This is a genomic window from Delftia sp. WSY_7, assembly GCF_043104845.1.
GTDB classification, from domain to species: Bacteria; Pseudomonadota; Gammaproteobacteria; order Burkholderiales; family Burkholderiaceae_C; genus Comamonas; species Comamonas tsuruhatensis.
The window spans coordinates 233,488-252,774 of sequence record NZ_JBICLB010000034.1 but is presented as its reverse complement, the minus strand read 5'-3'; the positions used below and the strand labels follow the sequence as shown (position 1 = coordinate 252,774).

Below are 19,287 nucleotides of genomic sequence, written 5' to 3'. Positions count from 1 at the left end.
CTCAGCGCTGCGCCGACAGCCGCCGCAAAAACCCATCCACCACCCGCAACGCATACCGACTCGCCACCACCCTCACAAACTCCGCAAAGTCCACATGCGCACTGTCATCCGCCCGATCGGAAACAGTCCGCATGGCCGCAAACGGCACGCCATAGTCCAGGCAGGCCTGCGCCACGGCGGCGCCTTCCATCTCCACCGCCAGCACCTCATGCCCTGCAGCACGCAGGCCCTGCGCCAGGGCGCAAGAAGCGCCCGCCGTGCCCACGAACTGGTCACCGCTGGCAATCAGCCCCTGGTGCGCGCGCGGCGCCGTGGTGGCGTGGGCAGCGCGCAGGTCTTCGCCCGCCTCGGCCACGCAGGCCTGGGCAGCCGCCAGCAGCGCGGCGGTCATTTCAGGGTCGCAGGGCAGGCGCGTGCGTCCGTAGCCGGGCATTTCCCAGCGCGGGAAGATGGGCGAGGCGTCCAGGTCGTGCTGCAGGTATTCGTCGGCCACGACGACATCGCCCACGCGCACGCCTTCGCCCAGGCCACCGGCCACGCCGGTGAAGGCGATGCGGCGCACGCCGAAGCGCTCGATCAGCGCCGTGGCCGTGGTGGCGGCCGCCACCTTGCCTATGCCCGACAGCGCGCAGACCACGTCGTGCCCGTGCAGGCGCCCGCGCCAGAACATGCGGCCGGCGTGGGCCGTGCCCTGGGCGTCGGACAGGGCATGGACCAGGCCTTCCTGTTCCTGCGGCAGGGCACTGAGGATGGCGATGGTCATGGTGGCTTCTCTTTCAACGGCACAGGGAAAAAGCAAAGGCGGCCCGGGGGCCGCCTGCGGGGCGAAAGCGCCCATTGTGCCGCGAGCCTGTGCCCGGCGCGACTCAGATGGCGATGGCCGTGGCCTGGTTGAGCACGGCGCGCACCACGCTGTAGACGGTGAGGGCCGAGGTCTTGGGGTTGGCCGCCAGCGGCTTGCCGCGCATGGTCAATTCCATGGATCCGAAGGCGCCGCGCGCGGCCACATGGTGCACGTTCTCGTCCACGCCCGGGTCGGCGTACAGGCGCACCGTGGTGCGGTCCAGGCCCATGCCGGCCAGCGACAGGGTGGCGGCCACGTTGGCGTTCTTGGGGTAGAGCTGGGCGGCCTCGCGTGCGCTGCCTTCGAAGATGCAGAAGGCTTCCTTGAGGCTGGCAAGGTCGCAGCGCTGTTCTGCGGGCGTGCCGGTCCAGGCCAGGGGCGGCTTGCGGCCGGTGTAGACCACTTCATCCAGGCCGCCGATGCGCGCAGCGGCCAGCGCATCCACGCCGCCGATGGCACCCGACAGCAATTGCACCTGGGTGCCTCCGGCCTCGGCCGCCGCCTGCACGGCCTCGGCCATGCCCGGGGCGCTGAGTGCGCCGATGGAGGCCACGACGGCAGGAATGCCGCGCCGCAGGGCGGGCAGCACATGCTCCTCGATGGCGGCATGGCCCGCGCACTCCACGATGAGGTCGGGCCGGTCTTCGGCCGCCAGCGCAGGCACGGCACGCGCCTGGGGCGCATGCAGGGCCAGGGTGGCGCGCACGGCGTCGGTCACTTCCGGCACAAGCACCCAGCCCACCTGCACGGCGGCATGTCCCTTGAGCAGTTCGAGCACGCTGGCGCCAATCGCACCGCAGCCAATCACAGCAATCTTCATCGTCATATCTTTCTGGGAAGGAATGCGCTGGCGGCCGGTGTGCCCACCATCCGTTCAGCGCAGAAAACCGGGATGCTGGGTGCGCAGGTGGCCGGCCAGCTCATCGGCGGCGGCACGTACCTGCTCCACCCAGTCGGCCATGCGGCCGGGAGCGATTTCGGTGAAGGCCACGGCCATGCCCAGGCCCGCCACGATGCGCCCCTGCGCATCGCGCACAGGCGCGGCGATGCTGGAGACGCCGGGCTCGTAGAAGCCCTCGCCCATGGCGTAGCCGCGTTCATGGTCCTGCTGCAGCAACTGCAGCAACTGCTCCACGCTGCGCGGCGTGCTTTCCGAGAACTGGGGCAGTTCGCTGCCGCCGAACAGGGCGCGCAGCTGGTCCGCGTCCATGTCCTGCAGCAGTGCCCGGCCCAGCACGGTGGCATGGGCCGGCAGCCGCGAGCCCACGCGCACGGCGCCCTGGAAGGCGCCGGCCGGCGCAATGCGCGCCACGTAGACCACGGAGGTGCCGTCCAGCAGCGCCAGGTTGGTGGTGAAGCCCAGCCGGTCGCACAGCGACTGCAGCACGGGCTCGGCCAGCTGGGCCAGCGGCTGGGTGGACAGGTAGTCGTAGCCCAGGCGCAGCACGGCCAGGCCCAGCCGGTATTCGGTGCCCGAGCGTTGCAGATACCCCATGCCCTCCAGCGTCGTCAGCATCCGGAACACCGTGGACCGGGGCAGCGCCAGGGTGCGCGCCAGGTCGGGCGCGCTCCACACGGGCTGCGAAGGCGTGAAGCAGGCCAGCAGGCGCAGGCCGCGCTCCAGCGCGGGAACGGTGTAGCGGTCGTTGTCGGTGGAGAGGGTTTCGGAGGTATCGCTCATCGCAATTCGGGCAGGTAGGCCATCAGGTCAGCAGGGTGGCCAGCCTCTGTGCGACATCCGCAGGTTGTTCGACGACAGAGGCATGGCCGGCTGCCGCAAGCGTAACGTACCGCGCCCCCAGTCTTGCGGCCCAGGCCGCGCAGGCAGCCGGCGGCGTGACCACGTCGTGCTCTCCCACCCAGACCTCGACCGGCATGGCCAGTTGCCCTGCCGCCTGCCCCAGGTCGCTGCCGCACAGCAGTTCCACGGCCTGGGCGTAGCCTGCGGCATGCAGGCGCGCCGTGTTCCAGCGCACCCATTGGCGCACGGGCTCGGGCGCGGCGGGCGAGACCAGGCGCTGGTCGATGGCGGCGGCCAGGCCTTCGATGCCTTTTTCCTGCAGGGCCGCAAGACGGCCCTGGCGTACCTTGGCCTGCTGCTCGCCCATGCCGGGTGCGCCATAGCCGCCAGCGGGGCTGATCAGCACCAGTTGCTGCACGCGCCCGGCACCGGCCTGCACCGCCCAGGGCGTGCCCATGAGCGCACCCAGCGAGTGGCCCACCAGCAGGCAGCGGCCCACGCCCAGCGCCTGCAGCGACTGCTCCAGCACGCGGGCGTAGTCGGCGCCCGTGGGCGCGGCGGGTGTCAGCGGTGTGGAGCGGCCATAGCCGGGCGCGTCCCAGGCCAGCACACGCGTGCGCGGCGCCAGCGCCAGGGCCACGTCCATCCAGGACGCGGCGCCCGAGCTGATGCCGTGCAGCATCACCACGGCAAAGTCCGAGGCCGTGTCGCCGGCCTCGCGCCAGGCGACCTGGGCGCCACCGGGCAGGGCGATGAGGTGTTCGGGAAACTGCGCCTGAAGGCGCTGCTCCATGCATGCTGTTACCGAGGGGGTCATTTCAGTAATCCATGGCGATGACATGGCCCTTCAGCCATGAGACTGGCACGATCCAAGCCAGGGACAGCAGGCAAGGGCCTGCGCCGGCTGCACCGCCCCGCCGCGAGGCTGTCGTCCCCCTTTCAAGGGGGAAGGCGCGAAGCGCCTCAGGGGGTGCTCCATTTCTAGCGTTTGATTTTTGCCAGAGGGTGCTCGGGCGGGTATGTGGGCGTGATGGGCTTCTTGGCACCCAGCATCACGCACATCAGCGCGTCTTCGTCGCCGATGTTGATTTCCTCGCGGTACACGCCGGGCGGCACGGAGACCACGTCGCGGTCGGTCAGGATGGTCTCGAAGCGCTGGCCGTCCTTCTCCAGCACGAGCTTGAGCTTGCCGCGGATCAGGAAGAAGACTTCCTCCACATCGGTGTGCAGGTGCGATGGGCCTTCATTGCCGGCCGGGATGACCATGGTGGAGAAGGTGAAGTGCTCGGCCGGGATGGTGTTGCTGTCCGCAGCCACGCCCGTGCCGCCCGTGCCGATGTAGCGCATCTGGCCACGGCGGTACTTGGGATCGAAGTCGGCCTGGAACTTCAGCGCGTCGAAGTCGTACTTGCGCGTGGAAAACCGCGCCACGCGCGATTCCATCCATTGTTCGAAGCTGGAGCCTTCGGGCTGGTCCCAGGTGCGGGGCGTGTTCTGAGCGGATTCGGACATGTGTCTCTCCATCAACGTCGGTGGATCATGGCGGGGAAGGCGCCATTTGTTTTATCCATGAATCACAGTTCATGGGGTAAAACAATTATAGGAAGATTGATCACACGCAACAAGGGCCACATGCGCAGCGGCATGTGGCCCCTTTGCTGCCCCGTCTGTTAGGGAACAGCGATGCGGGTGCAACAGCGATGGCCGTGCCTCAGGCAGCCATGCTGCGCCGCCCAGGCCGAAAGCCCGCATGGCTGGCCGGCCAGACCACGGACAGGCAGGCCAGTGCCAACACCGCCAGCGCCCAGGGCAAGGCGCGGGCACCCAGCCAGCCCAGCAGCAGTCCACCCGCCACGCCGCCGCTCGCCACGGCCAGGTTGAAGACCGTCACCAGCATGGACTGGGCCACGTCGGCGCCCTCGCCTGCCGCGTCGGCCAGCGCGGTCTGCAGCAGCGTGGGCGCGCCGCCAAAGCTCAGGCCCCAGGCCGCAACGCCGATCAGAACGGCCACGGCCGACTGCCCGGCCAGGCCCAGCACCAACGCAGACACGGCGAACAAGGCCAGGCTCAGCACGGTGAGTGCGCGCAGCCAGCGGTCCACCAGCAGGCCCGTGAGCCAGATGCCGGCAATGGCCGCAAGGCCGAACAGCAGCAGCACCCCATCCACCCTTTGCCCCAGACCCGCCGAAGCCAGGAAGGGCGCGATGAAGGTGTAGAGCATGTTGTGGGCCAGCATCCAGCCGAACAGCGCCAGCAGCACGGGGCGCACGCCGGGCATGAGCAGGATGCGCGCCACGGGCAGGCGCTGCTGCGCCGTCTGCCCGGCGTAATCCGGCACACCCAGCCGCACCCAGGCCAGCAGCAGCAGGCATAGCGCCGACAGCGCCCAGAACACGCCGCGCCAGTCGAACAGGCTGCCCAGCCAGGCGCCCAGCGGCACGCCGGCCGCCAGGGCCAATGGCTGGCCCACGCCCGCCACGGCCAGTGCGCGCCCCTGCAGATGCGGCGGCACCATGCGCCGCGCATAGCCGGCCACCAGCCCCCAGATCACCCCCGCAGCCATGCCTGCGGCAAAGCGCGCGGCCAGGGTCAGGCCGTAGTGGCCGGACAGCGCGGTGAGGCTGTTGAACAGCAGCAGCCCGCCCACCGCCGCCATGAACAGCGGCCGGCGCCTGAGGCCGCGCGTGGCGGCCACGACGGGAATGGCGGCCAGTACCGAACCCAGCGCGTACAGCGTGACCATCTGGCCGGCCATGGCTTCGGACACTGCCAGTCCCGTGCCGATCTGCGGCAGCAGGCCGGCCGGCAGGGTCTCGGTCATGATGGCCAGAAAGCCTGCCATCGCCAGGGCCAGCAGCCTGCCCAGTGGCAGGCCTGTGTCGAAGGAGGTGTCCATGGGCGAATTCATTGCCTTGTCCTTGCTGCGCATCTCAGGCATGGGAGGCTGGATGGGATGCCAGGTGGGATGCCGCCATGTCCTTGTCGCCATGCCCGGCGGCCAGCGCGCGCTCGAAGCGGCGCAGCCCGGCCTGGGCGCCATCCAGCAGCAGGCCTGCGCCGGAGGCGGCATCGGCCACCAGTTGCGCGTCCTTGACGGCATTGGCCACGGTGAAGCTGGCGTCGTAGCGGCCTGACAGCATGGCAGCGGCCTTGGCCTGGAAGAAGCCGCTGTCCATGGGCCCGCCCGTGACGGCATCGACCACCAGGGCCGGTTCTATGTCCAGCCCCTTGGCCAGCGCCAGGCTTTCGGCCAGGCCATGCGTGAGTGCGAAGGCCCAGTGGTTGAGCGCCAGCTTGAGCCGGCTGGCGGCGCCTGCCTGCTGCGCAATCCACAGGCTGCGTTTGCCGATGGCATCGAACACCGGCTGCGCCTGGCCGCGCTGCGCCAGCGGGCCTGCGGCCAGGATGACCAGCTGGCCCTGCTCGGCCGGCTGGCGCGTGCCCTGCACGGGGCAGTCGTAGAACACCAGGCCATGCCGATCGGCGAACTGCGCCAGCGGTGCGATGGCGTCCACCCCCACCGTGCTCAGTTGCAGCCACAGTGTGCCCGGCTGCAATGCGGGCGCTGCAGCCTGCATGGCCTGCAGCACGGCCGGCCCGTCCTTGAGCACGGTGACGACGATGCGGGCGCCACGCACGGCGTCGGCCGCGTCGCCACAGGCCTGAACACCGTCGGCCGCAAGGGCCTGGGCCTTGGCGGCCGTCCGGTTCCAGGCGCGGACGGTGAAGCCCTTGCGTTGCAGGTTGCGCGCGACGGGCGCACCGATCAGGCCCGTGCCGAGCACGGCAATGGTGGTTTGAAGGTTTGAATGCATGGGAACTCCTGGGTGATGAGAGAGTGGAACAGACACGGAAAACTGAGATCCGGATTACTGGAACGATCATTCCAATTCAAGGAAAATAAAAACCCGCAACGGCACGACATGCGCGCGGCGGGTGGCGGGTGGCCGGCTATTGCGCCTGCAGCGCCATGTCGACCACGTCGACCACATCCATCAGGCACTGGCGGCGCTGCGGCGCGCTGCTGCCCTTGCCCAGCACGCGCAGGCCCTGCACGGTGTTCAGGACGAAGCGCGCCAGGGCGCGCGGCTTTTTGCTGTCGGTGATATCGCCTTCCTGCTGGCCGCGCAGGATGAGCTTTTCCAGCGCCTTTTGCAGGCGCTGGAAGTTGCCGGCCACCCTCTCGGCCACGGCCTCGTCATGGCCGGCCAGCTCCAGCGCGGCATTGGCGACCAGGCAGCCCCGGCGCCCGGCATCGCTCAATTCGTCCTGCACGATGCGCAGCAGCAGCTGCCGCACCAGGTCCCGGGCGCGTCCCGGGCCGGACAGCAGTTCCACGTTGGAGGTGGTCACGGCCTCATAGCGGCGCAACGCATGCTGGAACAGCCCCTGCTTGTTCTCGAAGGTGCCGTACAGGCTGCTGCGCGACAGGCCCGTGCCGTCCACCAGGTCCTGCACCGAGGTGGCCGCGTAGCCGCGCTGCCAGAACACCTGCATGGCGGCGTCTGCAATGTCATCGGGGTCGAAGTCCTTGGTGCGCATGGTGGCTCATTGAATTGGAACGATCATTCCATTCAATGTAGGCGGCCGTTTGGCGGCTGTCAAGATTGCGCCAAAGGGCCTTCACTCGCAGGGAATTTCAAGCCCGACCTTCACGCGGTCCAGCGCCACGATGGTCTTGAACCATTTGACGTTGGGGTTCTCGGCAAACAGGCGCCGCGCCAGGGCCTCGTACTCCTGCATGGTGGCCACGGTGAGGACGAGCACGAAGTCCACCTCGCCCGTGACGTAGTAGCACTGCTGGACCTCGGGCACGGCGAAGTGCGATTTCATGGCGTTGAGCGCATTGATGCTGGTGCGCTCGGTCATGACCTCCACGATGATGGTGATGGGCCGGCCCACGCGCGTGGGGTCCACGGTGGCGGCCTGGCCGGTGATCACGCCTTCGGCCTGCATGCGCTTGAGGCGGCGCTGCACGGCGGCCGTGGACAGGTTGACCTGCTCGGCCAGCAGGCGCAGCGGCACCGTGCTGTCGCGCTGGACGATGGCCAGGATGGCGCGGTCGAAGCCGTCCAGATCGGCCAGGTGTGCAGGGTGGGCGGTGTGCTTGGTCATGGGAAGCGAGGACTTTTGGAGGGTGAGAAATTTTCTCGCAAACACCCTCAATTCAGAGACCAAAAAACAGGTGCCGCGAAATAGTATTTCGTCGTTTTCCGCATCCAACGCATGCGGACCTGCCTGCCGAGAAAGCCCATCCCATGGCCACCCTGCTCCACCTGTCTCCCGTGTTTCTTGTGATGTCCATGCTCATGGTTTTGCGCCGCCCGCCTGTGCAGGCGGCCATGGCCGGGGCGGCGCTGGTCGCCCTGCTGTGGCTGGTCGATGCCTGGATGGCCAAGGGCACCGCCGCTTCCGGCGCCGCCCTGGCCGCAGCGCGCGACACGGGCGTGCTGTTCCTGAGCACGGCCTTCGTAATCGTGCCGGGCCTGGGTTTCGTGATCCTCATCGAACGCATGGGCGTCAACCAGGCGCTGAGCCAGTGGGTGCGCTCGCTGGGCCTGGGGCCCGCCGATCAGGTGGTGTTCATCGTGCTGGGACTGGCGCCGCTGCTGGAGGCGATGACGGGTTTTGGCGTGTCGCTGATCGCCACCGTGCCGCTGCTGCTGAGCCTGTTCGAGCGGCGCGCCGCACTGCGCATGGCGCTGGCGGGCATGGCCATCATGCCCTGGGGCACGCTGGGCCTGGCCACGGTGATCGGAGCCTCGCTGGCCCATGTGGATGCGGCCGCGCTGGCCGCTGTGTCCTCGCTGACCAGCGCGCCGGTGTTCCTGGTGCTGGGCGCCCTGTCCCTGCACCTGGCAGGCGAGCGCGGTGCGCGGGCCTGGCTGCTGCTGGGCGGCTTTGGCCTGCTGTTCGTAGGCGTGCTGCATGGCATCAGCCGCTGGCTGGGTCCCGAGGTGGCGGGCGTGGGCGCGGGCTTTGCGGTGGCGCTGGGCATGCTGGTACGCGCACTGCTGCTGCGCGGCACGGCCCAGGCGGCACCCGGCTGGCCGCGCCAGGCCTGGCCGTATCTGGCGCTCGCCCTTGCCATCGTGCTGCTCAAGCTGCTGGCCCTGGCCACGCAGTGGGACCAGCGCTGGATCGTGCAGGGCGCCCAGGTGGCCTGGAAGCCGCTGGCCTCCCCGGGCGTGGCGCTGACCCTGGTGCTGGCCCTGCTGCTGGCGCGCGGGGCCGGCCGTGGCGTTGCCCTGGCTGGTGCTCTGGCCGCCCGCGCCAAGCGCCCGCTGCTGACCATCTTCTTCTTCCTGGCGATGTCCCAGATGATGGTCAAGGCCGGTTTCCTGTCCGGCCTGGTGCAGATGCTGGCCGAGCTGGCGCCTGCGGCCCTGGCGCCCATCGTGGCTGCCTTCGGTGCGCTGGCCGGCTACATGACGGGCTCCAACGTGGGCGGCAACGCGATCTTCATGCCCGCCATCGCCCTGCTGCCCGAGTCCTCCCGCCTGCTGCTGGCCGCCGTGCACAACAGCGCCGCCGGGCATGCGGCCCTGGGCTCGCTGTCCATCGTCATGCTGGTGCTGGGCCTGGCACGGACCAATGCCCAGGAAGAGGGAGAACTCGTGCGCTTCGGCTTTGCGCTGGCCTGCGTCAATGCGGCGGCCGTGGCGCTGGCGGCGCTGGTCCTGGCGGGTCCGGGCGTGTTCTGAAGACGTGTTCCCTCCCAATGAAAAGAGGCGCCGCAGCGCCTCTTTGCAAACACGGCAAGCCGCCCGCGTTACTTGCTGTCGCGCAGCTCCCGGCGCAGGATCTTGCCAACCGGGGTCTTGGGCAGTTCGGTGCGGAACTCGATCACGCGCGGCCGCTTGTAGCCCGTGAGGTTGTCGTGGCAGAAATCGCGCACGGCCTGCTCGGTGAGGCTGTCGTCCCTGCGCACGATGACCAGCTTGACGGCCTCGCCGGTCTTCTCGTCGGGCACGCCGACCACGGCGCATTCGAGCACGCCGGGGCAGTTGGAGACCACGTCCTCCACTTCATTGGGATAGACGTTGAAGCCGCTGACCAGGACCATGTCCTTCTTGCGGTCCACGATCTTGAAGTAGCCGCGCTCGTCCATGGTACCGATGTCGCCGGTGCGAAAGTAGCCGTCGGCGGTGAAGACCTTGGCGGTTTCGTCGGGGCGCTGCCAGTAGGCGGCCATGACCTGCGGGCCCTTGATGGCGACCTCGCCGCGCTCGCCGATGGTGGTCACGTCGTTTCCTTCGTCATCGACGAGCTTCATCCAGGTGCTGGGCAGGGGCACGCCGATGGTGCCCGAGAACTCGGTGGAGGTGACGGGGTTGCAGCTGGCCGAGGGACTGGTCTCCGACAGGCCGTAGCCCTCGCAGATGGGACAGCCGGTCTTTTGCAGCCACAGCTGGGCCACGGCGCTTTGCACCGCCATGCCGCCGCCGACCGAGACCTTCAGGTGCGACCAGTCCACGGTGTTGAAGTCCGGGTGGTTGGCCAGGCCGTTGAACAGCGTGCTCACGGCCGGGAAGCTGTGAAAGCGCTGCGTGGACAGTTCCTTGAGCGTGGCCTTGAGGTCGCGCGGATTGGGAATCAGGATGGTTTTGCCGCCCGTGCGCATGGACAGCATCATGTTCACCGTGAAGGCGAAGATGTGGTACAGCGGCAGCGCGCAGATGCTGGTGGGCTGCTCGCCGGCCGGCACCTTGCCCATGGCGGGCTGGTTCCAGGCCTCGGACTGCAGCACGTTGGCGATGATGTTGCTGTGCAGCAGCACCGCGCCCTTGCTCACGCCCGTGGTGCCGCCCGTGTACTGCAGCAGGGCCATGTCGGAGGCCTGCAGCTGCGGCGCCTGGAAGGGCGAGCGCATGCCCTTGGCCAGCGCGTCGTTGAAGCGCACGGCCCCCGGCAGCGAGAACGGCGGCACCAGCTTCTTGACCTTGCGCACCACGTAATTGACGATGGCGCCCTTGAGCATGCCCAGCTGGTCGCCCATGGTGCACAGCACCATGTGCTGCACGGGCGTGGCGGCCTTGCAGGCCTGCAGCGTGTGGGCGAAGTTCTCGATGATGACGATGGCCTTGGCGCCCGAGTCCTTGAGCTGGTGCTCCAGCTCGCGCGCCGTGTACAGCGGGTTGACGTTGACCACGACGAAGCCGGCGCGCAGCACGGCGGCCACGGCCACGGGGTACTGAGGCACGTTGGGCATCATCAGCGCCACGCGGTCGCCGCGCGCCAGGCCCAGGCTCTGCAGATAGGCAGCGAAGGCGCGGCTTTGCGCATCGACCTGGGAGTAGGTCAGCTCCTTGCCCATGAAGGAATAGGCCACACGGTCCGCGTAGCGGCTGAAGGCCTCCTCCATCAGGGCCACCAGCGAAGGGTATTGGGAGGGATCGATGTCGGCGGGCACACCTGCCGGATAGGCACCCAGCCATGGGCGGTCACTCATGCTGCTTGTCTCCTGGTTGTCTCGACTAATCGTGCATTCTCATAAAAAGCACGGTCGTTCGATACTGTGATAACCCTAGTACTACCCCTAGGGTCCGCATTGCGTTGCTCCAGGTCAAAGCTCGCCAGGCCGCCCAGGCCCTCCGTCACGACCGCGGTTCAATCCCAGGCCGGAGCCAGCCCGTCTGGGCTGACCTGGCGGTCGCCGCGTTCCAGCGCGGCGATGCGCTGCATGTCTTCGGCGCCCAGCACCAGCTGGCAGCTGTCCAGGTTGGCCTGCAGGTGGGCGCGCTGGGTGGACGAGGGAATGACGGCATAGCCCATGGCCATGGCCCAGGCCAGCGCCACCTGGGCGGGCGTGGCGCCGCGGGCGGCGGCGATGTCGGCCAGCACGGGATCGGCCAGCAGCTTGCCGTAGCCCAGCGTCATGTACGAGGTGGTGTGGATACCCTGCTGTCGCGCAAAGTCGGTGACGGCGCGGTTTTGCAGATAGGGGCTGAGCTCGATCTGGTTGGTGGCGATGTTCGTGGCGCCCACGGCGGCGATGGACTGCTGCAGCAGCGCGATGTTGAAATTGGACACGCCGATGTGGCGCGTCAGCCCCTGCTCCCTGGCGCGCATGAGGGCGCCCAGGCTGTCCTCCAGCGGCACGCTGCGCGAAGGCCAGTGGATCAGCGTCAGCTCCACATGGTCGGTGCGCAGGGCTTCAAGGCTGCGCTCCAGGCTGGGGATCAGCGCGTCGGCGGACAGGTTCTCGGTCCAGATCTTGGTGGTGAGGAACAGCTGATCGCGCGGCACGGCGCTGGCGGCGATGGCGGCCCCCACATCGGCCTCGTTGCCGTAGATCTGGGCGGTGTCGATGGCGCGGTAGCCCACTTCCAGGGCCTGGCCCACGGAGTGGCGCACCACCTCATCCTTGAGGCGGAAGGTGCCCAAACCGAAGGCGGGCACCACGGAAGCGAGAGAGGCAGTCGATGTCATGCAGGTCTTTCAAAAAAGCAAACAAGGCGCGGAACCACGCCCCGAAGACTGCAGTCTGGCGGGTTAACGCTTGCAGATAAAGCCTGGTATCGGCAGAAAATATTTGACGCTGCAGCAACAATTGCGCCAAGCTGGCGCCCCATGAAAACCACGCTGGACGAGTTGCAGGCCTTTCGCGCCGTGATCGACTGCGGCAGCATCACGGCGGCGGCCGAGCAGTTGGGACAGACCACCTCGGGCATCAGCCGCAGCCTGTCGCGCCTGGAGAAAAAGCTGGCCACCACCTTGGTGCGGCGCACCACGCGCAGCCTGGAGCTGACCGAGGAAGGCCAGCGCTTCCTGGCCCGCGCGCGCGAGGTGCTGCAGGCCCTGGACGCGGCCGAGGAGGAACTGGCCGCGCGGCGCCAGGCGCCGGCCGGGCTGCTGCGCGTCAATGCGGCCTCGCCCTTCATGCTGCATGCCATCGTGCCGCTGGTCGGCGAGTTCCGCGCGCTCTATCCGCTGATCACGCTGGAGTTGAACACCGATGACCTGCACATCGACCTGCTGGCCCAGCGCACCGACATCGCCATCCGCATCGGCGAGCTGCGCGACTCCACGCTGCATGCGCGACTGCTGTGCCACAGCCTGCTGCGCGTGCTGGCCAGCCCCGCCTACCTGCAGGCCCATGGCCCCGTGGCGAGCGTGGCCGCGCTGGCGCGCCACCAGCGCATCGGCAACAGCCAGGTGCCGGGCCTGAACCACTGGCCGCTGCGCACGCCCGAGGGCGGCGACCGCTGGGATGCCGCGCCCCAGCTCACGGCCTCCAGCGGCGAGACCATGCGCCAGCTGGCCCTGGCCGGCCAGGGCGTGGTCTGCCTGGCCGACTTCATGACCGTGCGAGACCGCGCCCAGGGCGAGCTGGTGCAGGTGCTGGCGCGCGAGACCGTGCAGCAGCGCCAGCCCATCCACGCCGTCTACTACCGCAACACGGCGCTGGCCGCGCGCATCACGGCCTTCCTGGACTTTCTCACGCAGCGCATGGCGGCAGGTTGAGAGGTGGCGTCGCATTCCGGCGCCGCCCCGGGAACGACTGGGAGGCAGCCGGCCGCATCGTCAAGGCGGCCGGCGCGCGCATCGAATAGTCCGCAAGGCCGTCACAGCAGCTTGGTGCCCAGCGGCACCTCGCGGTCGGGCACGCACAGCGCGACCTCGCCGTTCTCGTTGTGGAATCCCGTGACCAGGCATTCCGAGCGCATGGGACCGATCTGCTTGCTGGGAAAGTTCAGCACGGCCACCACCTGGCGGCCTATCAGTTCCTCGGGCCGGTACAGCGCCGTGATCTGGGCGCTGGACTTGCGCAGGCCCAGTTCGGGGCCGAAATCGACCTGCAGCACATAGGCCGGGCGGCGCGCCTCCTTGAACACCTGGGCGTCCACGATGCGGCCCACGCGCAGCTCCACCTTGAGGAAGTCGTCAAAGCCAATGGTCTCGTGCAATGCGGATGAAGTAGTCATGCGGCCATGATGCCGCGCCGCCCGTGCCGGCTTTGTCGAGCAACGCTTGCAGTGCGGGACAGTGGCGGGCTCACGAACGCGCGCAGGCATGCGCAAGCCGTGCCATCGCTTCCTGCTGCGGCAAATGCGTGAGGGCCTTCGCAGCCGGCAGATGCACAGAGCAGAAATAGGCCAGTCCCTGCGGATGGGACAGCATGTCGGCCTGCTCGGCGCAATGGTCGGCAAAGCACAGCCAGGCTCCGTGCAGCGGGCCGGGTTCCTGCGTCGGGTCCTTGTTGCAGACGCTGCAAAGGGCGGGTTGCATGGCGGTGGAATCACGGAAGATGAACAGGCCGCCAGTGTCGCAGCTTCCATGAAAAAGGCCGGCATCGCGTCCGATGCCGGCCTGGTGCGAGGCCCTTCGACAGGCCCCGCAGGGGTTCGCGCCAAGATTACTTGGCGGCAACCACGCGCACCATTTCCAGGCACTTGTTGGAGTAGCCCCACTCGTTGTCGTACCAGGACACGACCTTCACGAAGGTCTTGTCCAGGGCAATGCCGGCTTCGGCATCGAACACCGAGGTGCAGGACTCGCCGCGGAAGTCCGTGGCCACGACCTTGTCTTCGGTGTAGCCCAGCACGCCCTTGAGCGCACCTTGCGACTGGGCCTTCATTTCGGCGCAGATCTCTTCGTAGCTGGCTTCGCTGTTCAGCTCCACCGTCAGGTCCACCACCGACACGTCGGAGGTGGGCACGCGGAAGGACATGCCGGTCAGCTTCTTGTTGAGCTCGGGAATCACCACGCCCACGGCCTTGGCTGCGCCCGTGCTGGAGGGAATGATGTTTTCCAGGATGCCGCGGCCGCCGCGCCAGTCCTTGTTGCTGGGGCCGTCCACGGTCTTTTGGGTGGCGGTGGCAGCGTGCACGGTAGTCATCAGGCCGCGCTTGATGCCCCACTTGTCGTTGAGCACCTTGGCCACGGGAGCCAGGCAGTTGGTGGTGCAGGAGGCGTTGGAGATCACGTCCTGGCCAGCGTAGGTCTTGCAGTTCACGCCGAAGACGAACATCGGGGTGCTGTCCTTGGAAGGCGCGGACATGATGACCTTCTTGGCGCCGGCAGCCAGGTGCTTGCGTGCGGTCTCGTCGGTCAGGAACAGGCCGGTGGCCTCGATCACGATGTCGGCGCCGACTTCGTTCCACTTCAGGTTGGCGGGGTCGCGCTCCTGCGTCAGGCGGATGGTCTTGCCGTTGACGATCAGGTTGGAGCCCTCCACCGAGACCTCGCCCTTGAAGCGGCCGTGCACGCTGTCGTACTTGAGCATGTAGGCCAGGTAGTCGGGCTCGAGCAGGTCGTTGATGCCCACGACTTCGATGTCGCTGAAGTTCTGCACGGCAGCGCGGAACACCATGCGGCCGATGCGGCCGAAGCCGTTGATACCAATTTTGATTGCCATAGAAATTTCCTCAGTAAAAAAAGTTTCAAGAACCTTGCTAATCAAATACCGCCCAGCATATTATTCATAAATAGTTCACCTTTTTTTGCAGGCTTTATTTTTTCGAAAAAAACGGGTGCACGAGGAACAATACCGCGACATTCATCAATACAAGATTTGTCTGACAACATAAAGGTATCTGGGCTATACATCGGTTTGAATCCTCTATTTTTATGACTGCCCACTGCGCCATTCCGGTCCCATATAGCCAAGGCCGTTTCCTTTGAAACAGGCTTCGCCATTGCGATTACTTCCGCCAAGGTCACCGTTCCGACACCTATATGAAAGCCAATCAAATTAGAGACCAAATCTTCCTGACTGAACCCACTATCAGTGACAAATTTCGGAAATAATTCTTGATGAGCCTCGAATTCCAAACTCACCTCCATGAAAATGGCTAATGCAACCGATTTTTTCTCCGCCACAGATAAATTGTGTCGAACAATATATTCCCGCTTAACTCCTGAAGAAATTCTATTGCCAAGTGCAAACATTTCTTGAACGTGCACCACTCTAAAACCTGTAGCAATCTTGTCCGGAAACGTCACTAATGGGTAAGCATTCGCCCTTGAAGGGAGGGTACAAAGCTGCGGATGTGAGCCAAGGCACTGTCTAACATCGGGACCACCAGCATTGATTTCGCGCCAAAGAGTCTCCGCGCCAGTATGAGCTCTCTTGGATTTTGGATTCATATGCCCTAAATCGAGCCATCCAAAGTTGCAGGTATAGACAAGCCCATAAACGCTGTTCGCGGCCAGCGAACCATCCAATATATCTTCGCGCTTACTCATCCCTTCCCCCTGTGTTTACTCGTTACCTAAGAATTCAACAGTAACATCCTTGCACACACCATCTCCCGAAAGAAATACTCTAGCCGTCAGAAAATCACTATTCTCACAATCCATATTCAATATAATTGACGAATTTGAATTAGATATGGAAGAATTATTTTTGCAAGATTTATTCTTATATATTGATTCGTATTCTTTTAAAATATCAACACCTGGCGCCAAGCTGCCATAAGTCACCGAGCTGAATGGGGCACCCGCACCATCACGGCCTTTCCATCGATACTTGGGATCTCTACATTCCGCCACAAGCTCAACAGATCGAAGATGTGCGGGCGCTCCAACGCGTAAAGCAATCGAATATCGACCAGCACCGCTCACATCAAAAGTAGACCAAACGAAACCCCAGAACAGTAAAAATGCAGCCACCAGGCCGAGCAAAACGAGACATATCACCTTGATGGTTTTTCTGTCTTCCATTTCGCTCGTCCGTGGTGGCTGCATTGCACTGGTTACGAAGAGGCGGGCTGTCGACTTAACGCTTGAGCGCAGCCTGCACGGTGTCGGCCACGTTCTCGGCCGTGAAGCCGAAGTGCTTGAACAGCACGGGCGCTGGGGCCGATTCGCCGTAGGTGTCGATGCCGACGACAGCGGCGCAGCCGTACTTCCACCAGAAGTCGGTCACGCCCATTTCCACGGCGATGCGCGGCAGGTTGGCCGGCAACACCTGGCTCTTGTACTTGGCGTCCTGCTTGTCGAAGGTGGTGGTGCTGGGCATGGAGACCACGCGCACGGCGACCTTGCGCTCGGCCAGCAGCTTCTGGGCGGCCAGGGCCAGCTGCACTTCGGAGCCGGTGGCGATGATGACGGCCTGGGCCTTCTTGTTCAGGCCGACGGCCTTGGGCTCGGACAGCACGTAGGCGCCGCAGGCGATGTCGTCCAGCGCGTCTTCGGTCTTGGCTGCGTAGGCCAGGTTCTGGCGCGACAGCAGCAGGGCCGTGGGCTTGTTCTTCTGGCTCAGGGCCACGGTCCAGGCGACGGCGGTTTCCGTGGTGTCGGCAGGGCGCCAGACATCCAGGCCCGGGATCAGGCGCAGAGAGGCGGCGTGCTCGATGGACTGGTGGGTCGGGCCGTCTTCGCCCAGGCCGATGGAGTCGTGCGTGAAGACATGGACCACGCGCTGCTTCATCAGCGCGGCCATGCGGATGGCGTTGCGGCTGTAGTCGCTGAAGGTCAGGAAGGTGCCTGCGTAGGGGATGTAGCCGCCATGCAGGGCGATGCCGTTCATGATGGCGGCCATGCCGAACTCGCGCACACCGTAGTTGATGTGGCGGCCGATCTTGCCGTCTTCGGTCAGGACCACGGCACCCTTGTCGTCCACGCGCAGCGAAGGCGTGCTCTTGGTGTTGGTCAGGTTGGAGCCGGTCAGGTCGGCCGAGCCGCCCAGCAGTTCGGGCAGGGCTGCGGTCAGGCCTTCCAGGGCCAGCTGGCTGGCCTTGCGGCTGGCCACGGTGGCGCCTGCGTCGTGCGCGTCGGAGGCGATCTGCGCGGCGATCTCGCCGAAGTTGGCGGGCAGGTCACCGGCCATGCGGCGCTTGAATTCGGCAGCCAGTTCGGGGAAGGCCTTGGCATAGGCGGCGAACTTCTTGTTCCAGGCCGCTTCGGCCTTGGCGCCGGCGGCCTTGGCATCCCAGTCGCCGTAGACGCTGGCGGGGATGTCGAAGGGGCCGTGCTCCCAGCCCAGGGCCGCGCGGGTCAGTGCGATTTCCTCGGCGCCCAGGGGCTCGCCGTGGGCCTTGGCCGTGTCCTGGCGGTTGGGCGAGCCCTTGCCGATGCTGGTCTTGCAGCAGATCAGCGTGGGCTTGTCGCTGCTCTTCTTGGCGGCGGCGATGGCGGCATCGATGGCCTGCACGTTGTGGCCGTCCACGTCGCGCACCACGTTCCAGCCATAGGCTTCGAAGCGGGCGGGCGTGTTGTCGATGAACCAGGGGGCGACCTTGCCGTCGATGGAGATGCCGTTGTCGTCGTACAGCGCCACCAGCTTGCCCAGCTTCCAGGCGCCGGCCAGGGCCGCGGCCTCGTGGCTGATGCCTTCCATCAGGCAGCCGTCACCCAGGAACACGTAGGTGTGGTGGTCGACGATGGCGTGGCCTGCGCGGTTGAACTCGGCGGCCAGCAGCTTTTCGGCCAGCGCGAAGCCCACGGCATTGGTGATGCCCTGGCCCAGCGGGCCGGTGGTGGTTTCCACGCCGGGGGTGATGCCCACTTCGGGGTGGCCGGCCGTCTTGCTGTGCAGCTGGCGGAAGTTCTTGAGTTCGTCGATCGGCAGCGCGTAGCCCGTGAGGTGCAGCAGCGCGTAGATCAGCATGGAGCCGTGGCCGTTGGACAGGATGAAGCGGTCACGGTCAGCCCATTGCGGGTTGACGGGGTTGTGCTTGAGGTGACGGCTCCACAGTGCCACGGCCATGTCGGCCATGCCCATGGGGGCGCCGGGGTGGCCGGAGTTGGCTTGTTGAACGGCATCCATTGCGAGTGCGCGGATCGCATTCGCCATTTGTTGAGTGTTGGCCATCAGGGCGCTCCGTGAAGGAGGGGGTAATCAGAGTAAGCCGGCTATTTTAAAGGACGCGGGTTTTCGGCTCCCGCGCGCGGGGCAATGGCCGCTGGCAATGGTCTACAGTTGCGCTCCATGACCGCCTCGCCCATCCAGCCGTTCCCCGCCGCCAAGGCGCTTTTCCTCACCGAGCAGCCACCGGCCATGCTGCTGGCCGCAGGCCGTGGCGAGCGCATGCGGCCGCTGACCGACACCTGCCCCAAGCCGCTGCTGCAGGTGCAGGGCCAGCCACTGCTGCAGCACCACCTGCAGGCCCTTGCGCAGGCCGGCGTGCGCCGCGCCGTGGTCAACACGGGCTGGCTGGGCGAGCAGATTCCCGCGCGCTTCGGGGCGCGCTTCGCGCCCGACACAGGTGGCGAGCCGCTGCATCTGGCCTATTCCCCCGAGCCCGAGCAGGCGCTGGAGACCGCAGGAGGCATTGCGCGCGCGTTGCCGCTTCTGGACACGGTGTTCTGGCTGGCGGCCGGCGATGTCTACGCGCCCGACTTCGATTTCCCGTTCGAGGCGGCCCGCGAATTTGCCGCCAGCGGACGGCTGGCCCATCTGTGGCTGGTGCCCAACCCCGAGCACCATCGGCGTGGCGACTTCGGCGTGGACGAACTGGGCCTGGCCTGCGACTGGCCCGAGGGCGATGCCCGTCCGCGCCAGACCTACGGCACGATCGCACTGCTGCGCGCCGAGCTGTTTGCCGCGCCCTGGTGCGACATCCCGCCCGGCAACCCCGACGGTTGGCGCGTGCCGCTGGTGGCGCTGCTGCGCCGGGCGATGGCCGCCGGCCAGGTGAGCGCCAGCCTGTATACCGGGCGCTGGACCGACGTGGGCACGCCCGAGCGGCTGCAGCGGCTCAACACGCCAGCCGCCTGAGACGTCGGACTGACACGCCGGCCTGGCACGTTGGCC

Annotated in this window: 20 protein-coding genes; 3 read left to right on the top strand and 17 right to left on the bottom strand. The window is 66.6% G+C overall.

Going from position 1 to position 19,287, the window contains the following annotated elements:
- Position 1: 1 nt before the first annotated feature.
- From ACF8ME_RS15945 to ACF8ME_RS15905, 9 genes are all read right to left on the bottom strand, one after another.
- Positions 2 to 763 (bottom strand): 5'-methylthioadenosine/adenosylhomocysteine nucleosidase, encoded by a 762-nt coding sequence (locus ACF8ME_RS15945; RefSeq protein ID WP_016452051.1) that lies wholly within the window; start codon positions 761 to 763, stop codon positions 2 to 4.
- A gap of 103 nt (positions 764 to 866) precedes the next feature.
- Positions 867 to 1,664, bottom strand: a complete 798-nt coding sequence (locus tag ACF8ME_RS15940) for an aspartate dehydrogenase (RefSeq protein ID WP_016449818.1) — start codon at positions 1,662 to 1,664, stop codon at positions 867 to 869.
- A gap of 54 nt (positions 1,665 to 1,718) precedes the next feature.
- The gene (locus tag ACF8ME_RS15935) at positions 1,719 to 2,525 is read right to left on the bottom strand and encodes an IclR family transcriptional regulator (RefSeq protein ID WP_126311145.1); all 807 of its coding nucleotides are present in this window, start codon (positions 2,523 to 2,525) and stop codon (positions 1,719 to 1,721) included.
- Positions 2,526 to 2,547: 22 nt separating this feature from the next.
- On the bottom strand, positions 2,548 to 3,378 hold the full coding sequence (locus tag ACF8ME_RS15930) for an alpha/beta fold hydrolase (RefSeq protein ID WP_392417338.1): 831 nt from the start codon (positions 3,376 to 3,378) through the stop codon (positions 2,548 to 2,550).
- A 188-nt stretch (positions 3,379 to 3,566) separates the two neighbouring features.
- Positions 3,567 to 4,097 (bottom strand): cupin domain-containing protein, encoded by a 531-nt coding sequence (locus tag ACF8ME_RS15925; protein ID WP_016449821.1) that lies wholly within the window; start codon positions 4,095 to 4,097, stop codon positions 3,567 to 3,569.
- 199 nt (positions 4,098 to 4,296) lie between these two features.
- The gene (locus ACF8ME_RS15920; protein ID WP_046985619.1) at positions 4,297 to 5,493 is read right to left on the bottom strand and encodes an MFS transporter; all 1,197 of its coding nucleotides are present in this window, start codon (positions 5,491 to 5,493) and stop codon (positions 4,297 to 4,299) included.
- 22 nt (positions 5,494 to 5,515) lie between these two features.
- Positions 5,516 to 6,400 (bottom strand): NAD(P)-dependent oxidoreductase, encoded by an 885-nt coding sequence (locus ACF8ME_RS15915; protein WP_392417336.1) that lies wholly within the window; start codon positions 6,398 to 6,400, stop codon positions 5,516 to 5,518.
- A gap of 136 nt (positions 6,401 to 6,536) precedes the next feature.
- Positions 6,537 to 7,127 carry a TetR/AcrR family transcriptional regulator gene (locus tag ACF8ME_RS15910; protein ID WP_013804518.1) on the bottom strand — a complete coding sequence of 197 codons (591 nt, stop codon included), beginning with the start codon at positions 7,125 to 7,127 and terminating at the stop codon, positions 6,537 to 6,539.
- Positions 7,128 to 7,208: 81 nt separating this feature from the next.
- Complete coding sequence (locus ACF8ME_RS15905; protein WP_392417334.1) at positions 7,209 to 7,700, bottom strand: Lrp/AsnC family transcriptional regulator; 492 nt, start codon at positions 7,698 to 7,700, stop codon at positions 7,209 to 7,211.
- 143 nt (positions 7,701 to 7,843) lie between these two features.
- Here ACF8ME_RS15905 and ACF8ME_RS15900 point away from each other — a divergent pair, with 143 nt between their 5' ends.
- Positions 7,844 to 9,289, top strand: a complete 1,446-nt coding sequence (locus ACF8ME_RS15900) for a transporter (RefSeq protein WP_392417331.1) — start codon at positions 7,844 to 7,846, stop codon at positions 9,287 to 9,289.
- Positions 9,290 to 9,357: 68 nt separating this feature from the next.
- Here the strand turns inward: ACF8ME_RS15900 and ACF8ME_RS15895 are convergent, their stop codons facing one another.
- Entirely contained in the window at positions 9,358 to 11,037 is a 1,680-nt protein-coding gene (locus tag ACF8ME_RS15895) for a long-chain-fatty-acid--CoA ligase (protein WP_126311140.1), read from the bottom strand.
- Positions 11,038 to 11,195: 158 nt separating this feature from the next.
- On the bottom strand, positions 11,196 to 12,017 hold the full coding sequence (gene dkgB, locus ACF8ME_RS15890) for a 2,5-didehydrogluconate reductase DkgB (protein WP_392417329.1): 822 nt from the start codon (positions 12,015 to 12,017) through the stop codon (positions 11,196 to 11,198).
- 141 nt (positions 12,018 to 12,158) lie between these two features.
- Here dkgB and ACF8ME_RS15885 point away from each other — a divergent pair, with 141 nt between their 5' ends.
- On the top strand, positions 12,159 to 13,052 hold the full coding sequence (locus tag ACF8ME_RS15885; RefSeq protein ID WP_392417327.1) for a LysR substrate-binding domain-containing protein: 894 nt from the start codon (positions 12,159 to 12,161) through the stop codon (positions 13,050 to 13,052).
- Between the two features lie 101 nt (positions 13,053 to 13,153).
- Here the strand turns inward: ACF8ME_RS15885 and ACF8ME_RS15880 are convergent, their stop codons facing one another.
- The 6 genes from ACF8ME_RS15880 to tkt all read right to left on the bottom strand — a co-directional run bounded on the left by ACF8ME_RS15880 (position 13,154) and on the right by tkt (position 18,345).
- Positions 13,154 to 13,513 carry a tRNA-binding protein gene (locus ACF8ME_RS15880; RefSeq protein WP_026062619.1) on the bottom strand — a complete coding sequence of 120 codons (360 nt, stop codon included), beginning with the start codon at positions 13,511 to 13,513 and terminating at the stop codon, positions 13,154 to 13,156.
- 70 nt (positions 13,514 to 13,583) lie between these two features.
- Positions 13,584 to 13,817 (bottom strand): hypothetical protein, encoded by a 234-nt coding sequence (locus ACF8ME_RS15875; protein WP_047475235.1) that lies wholly within the window; start codon positions 13,815 to 13,817, stop codon positions 13,584 to 13,586.
- 127 nt (positions 13,818 to 13,944) lie between these two features.
- On the bottom strand, positions 13,945 to 14,946 hold the full coding sequence (gene gap, locus ACF8ME_RS15870; RefSeq protein ID WP_047326356.1) for a type I glyceraldehyde-3-phosphate dehydrogenase: 1,002 nt from the start codon (positions 14,944 to 14,946) through the stop codon (positions 13,945 to 13,947).
- A 41-nt stretch (positions 14,947 to 14,987) separates the two neighbouring features.
- Entirely contained in the window at positions 14,988 to 15,776 is a 789-nt protein-coding gene (locus ACF8ME_RS15865) for a hypothetical protein (RefSeq protein WP_392417325.1), read from the bottom strand.
- 15 nt (positions 15,777 to 15,791) lie between these two features.
- Positions 15,792 to 16,253: a hypothetical protein gene (locus ACF8ME_RS15860; RefSeq protein ID WP_392417323.1), complete on the bottom strand. Its 462-nt coding sequence runs from the start codon at positions 16,251 to 16,253 to the stop codon at positions 15,792 to 15,794.
- A 55-nt stretch (positions 16,254 to 16,308) separates the two neighbouring features.
- On the bottom strand, positions 16,309 to 18,345 hold the full coding sequence (gene tkt, locus ACF8ME_RS15855) for a transketolase (RefSeq protein ID WP_047326357.1): 2,037 nt from the start codon (positions 18,343 to 18,345) through the stop codon (positions 16,309 to 16,311).
- 117 nt (positions 18,346 to 18,462) lie between these two features.
- On the opposite strand from tkt, the gene ACF8ME_RS15850 reads away from it, so the two are divergent.
- Complete coding sequence (locus ACF8ME_RS15850; RefSeq protein WP_017406322.1) at positions 18,463 to 19,251, top strand: nucleotidyltransferase family protein; 789 nt, start codon at positions 18,463 to 18,465, stop codon at positions 19,249 to 19,251.
- Positions 19,252 to 19,287 lie beyond the last annotated feature (36 nt).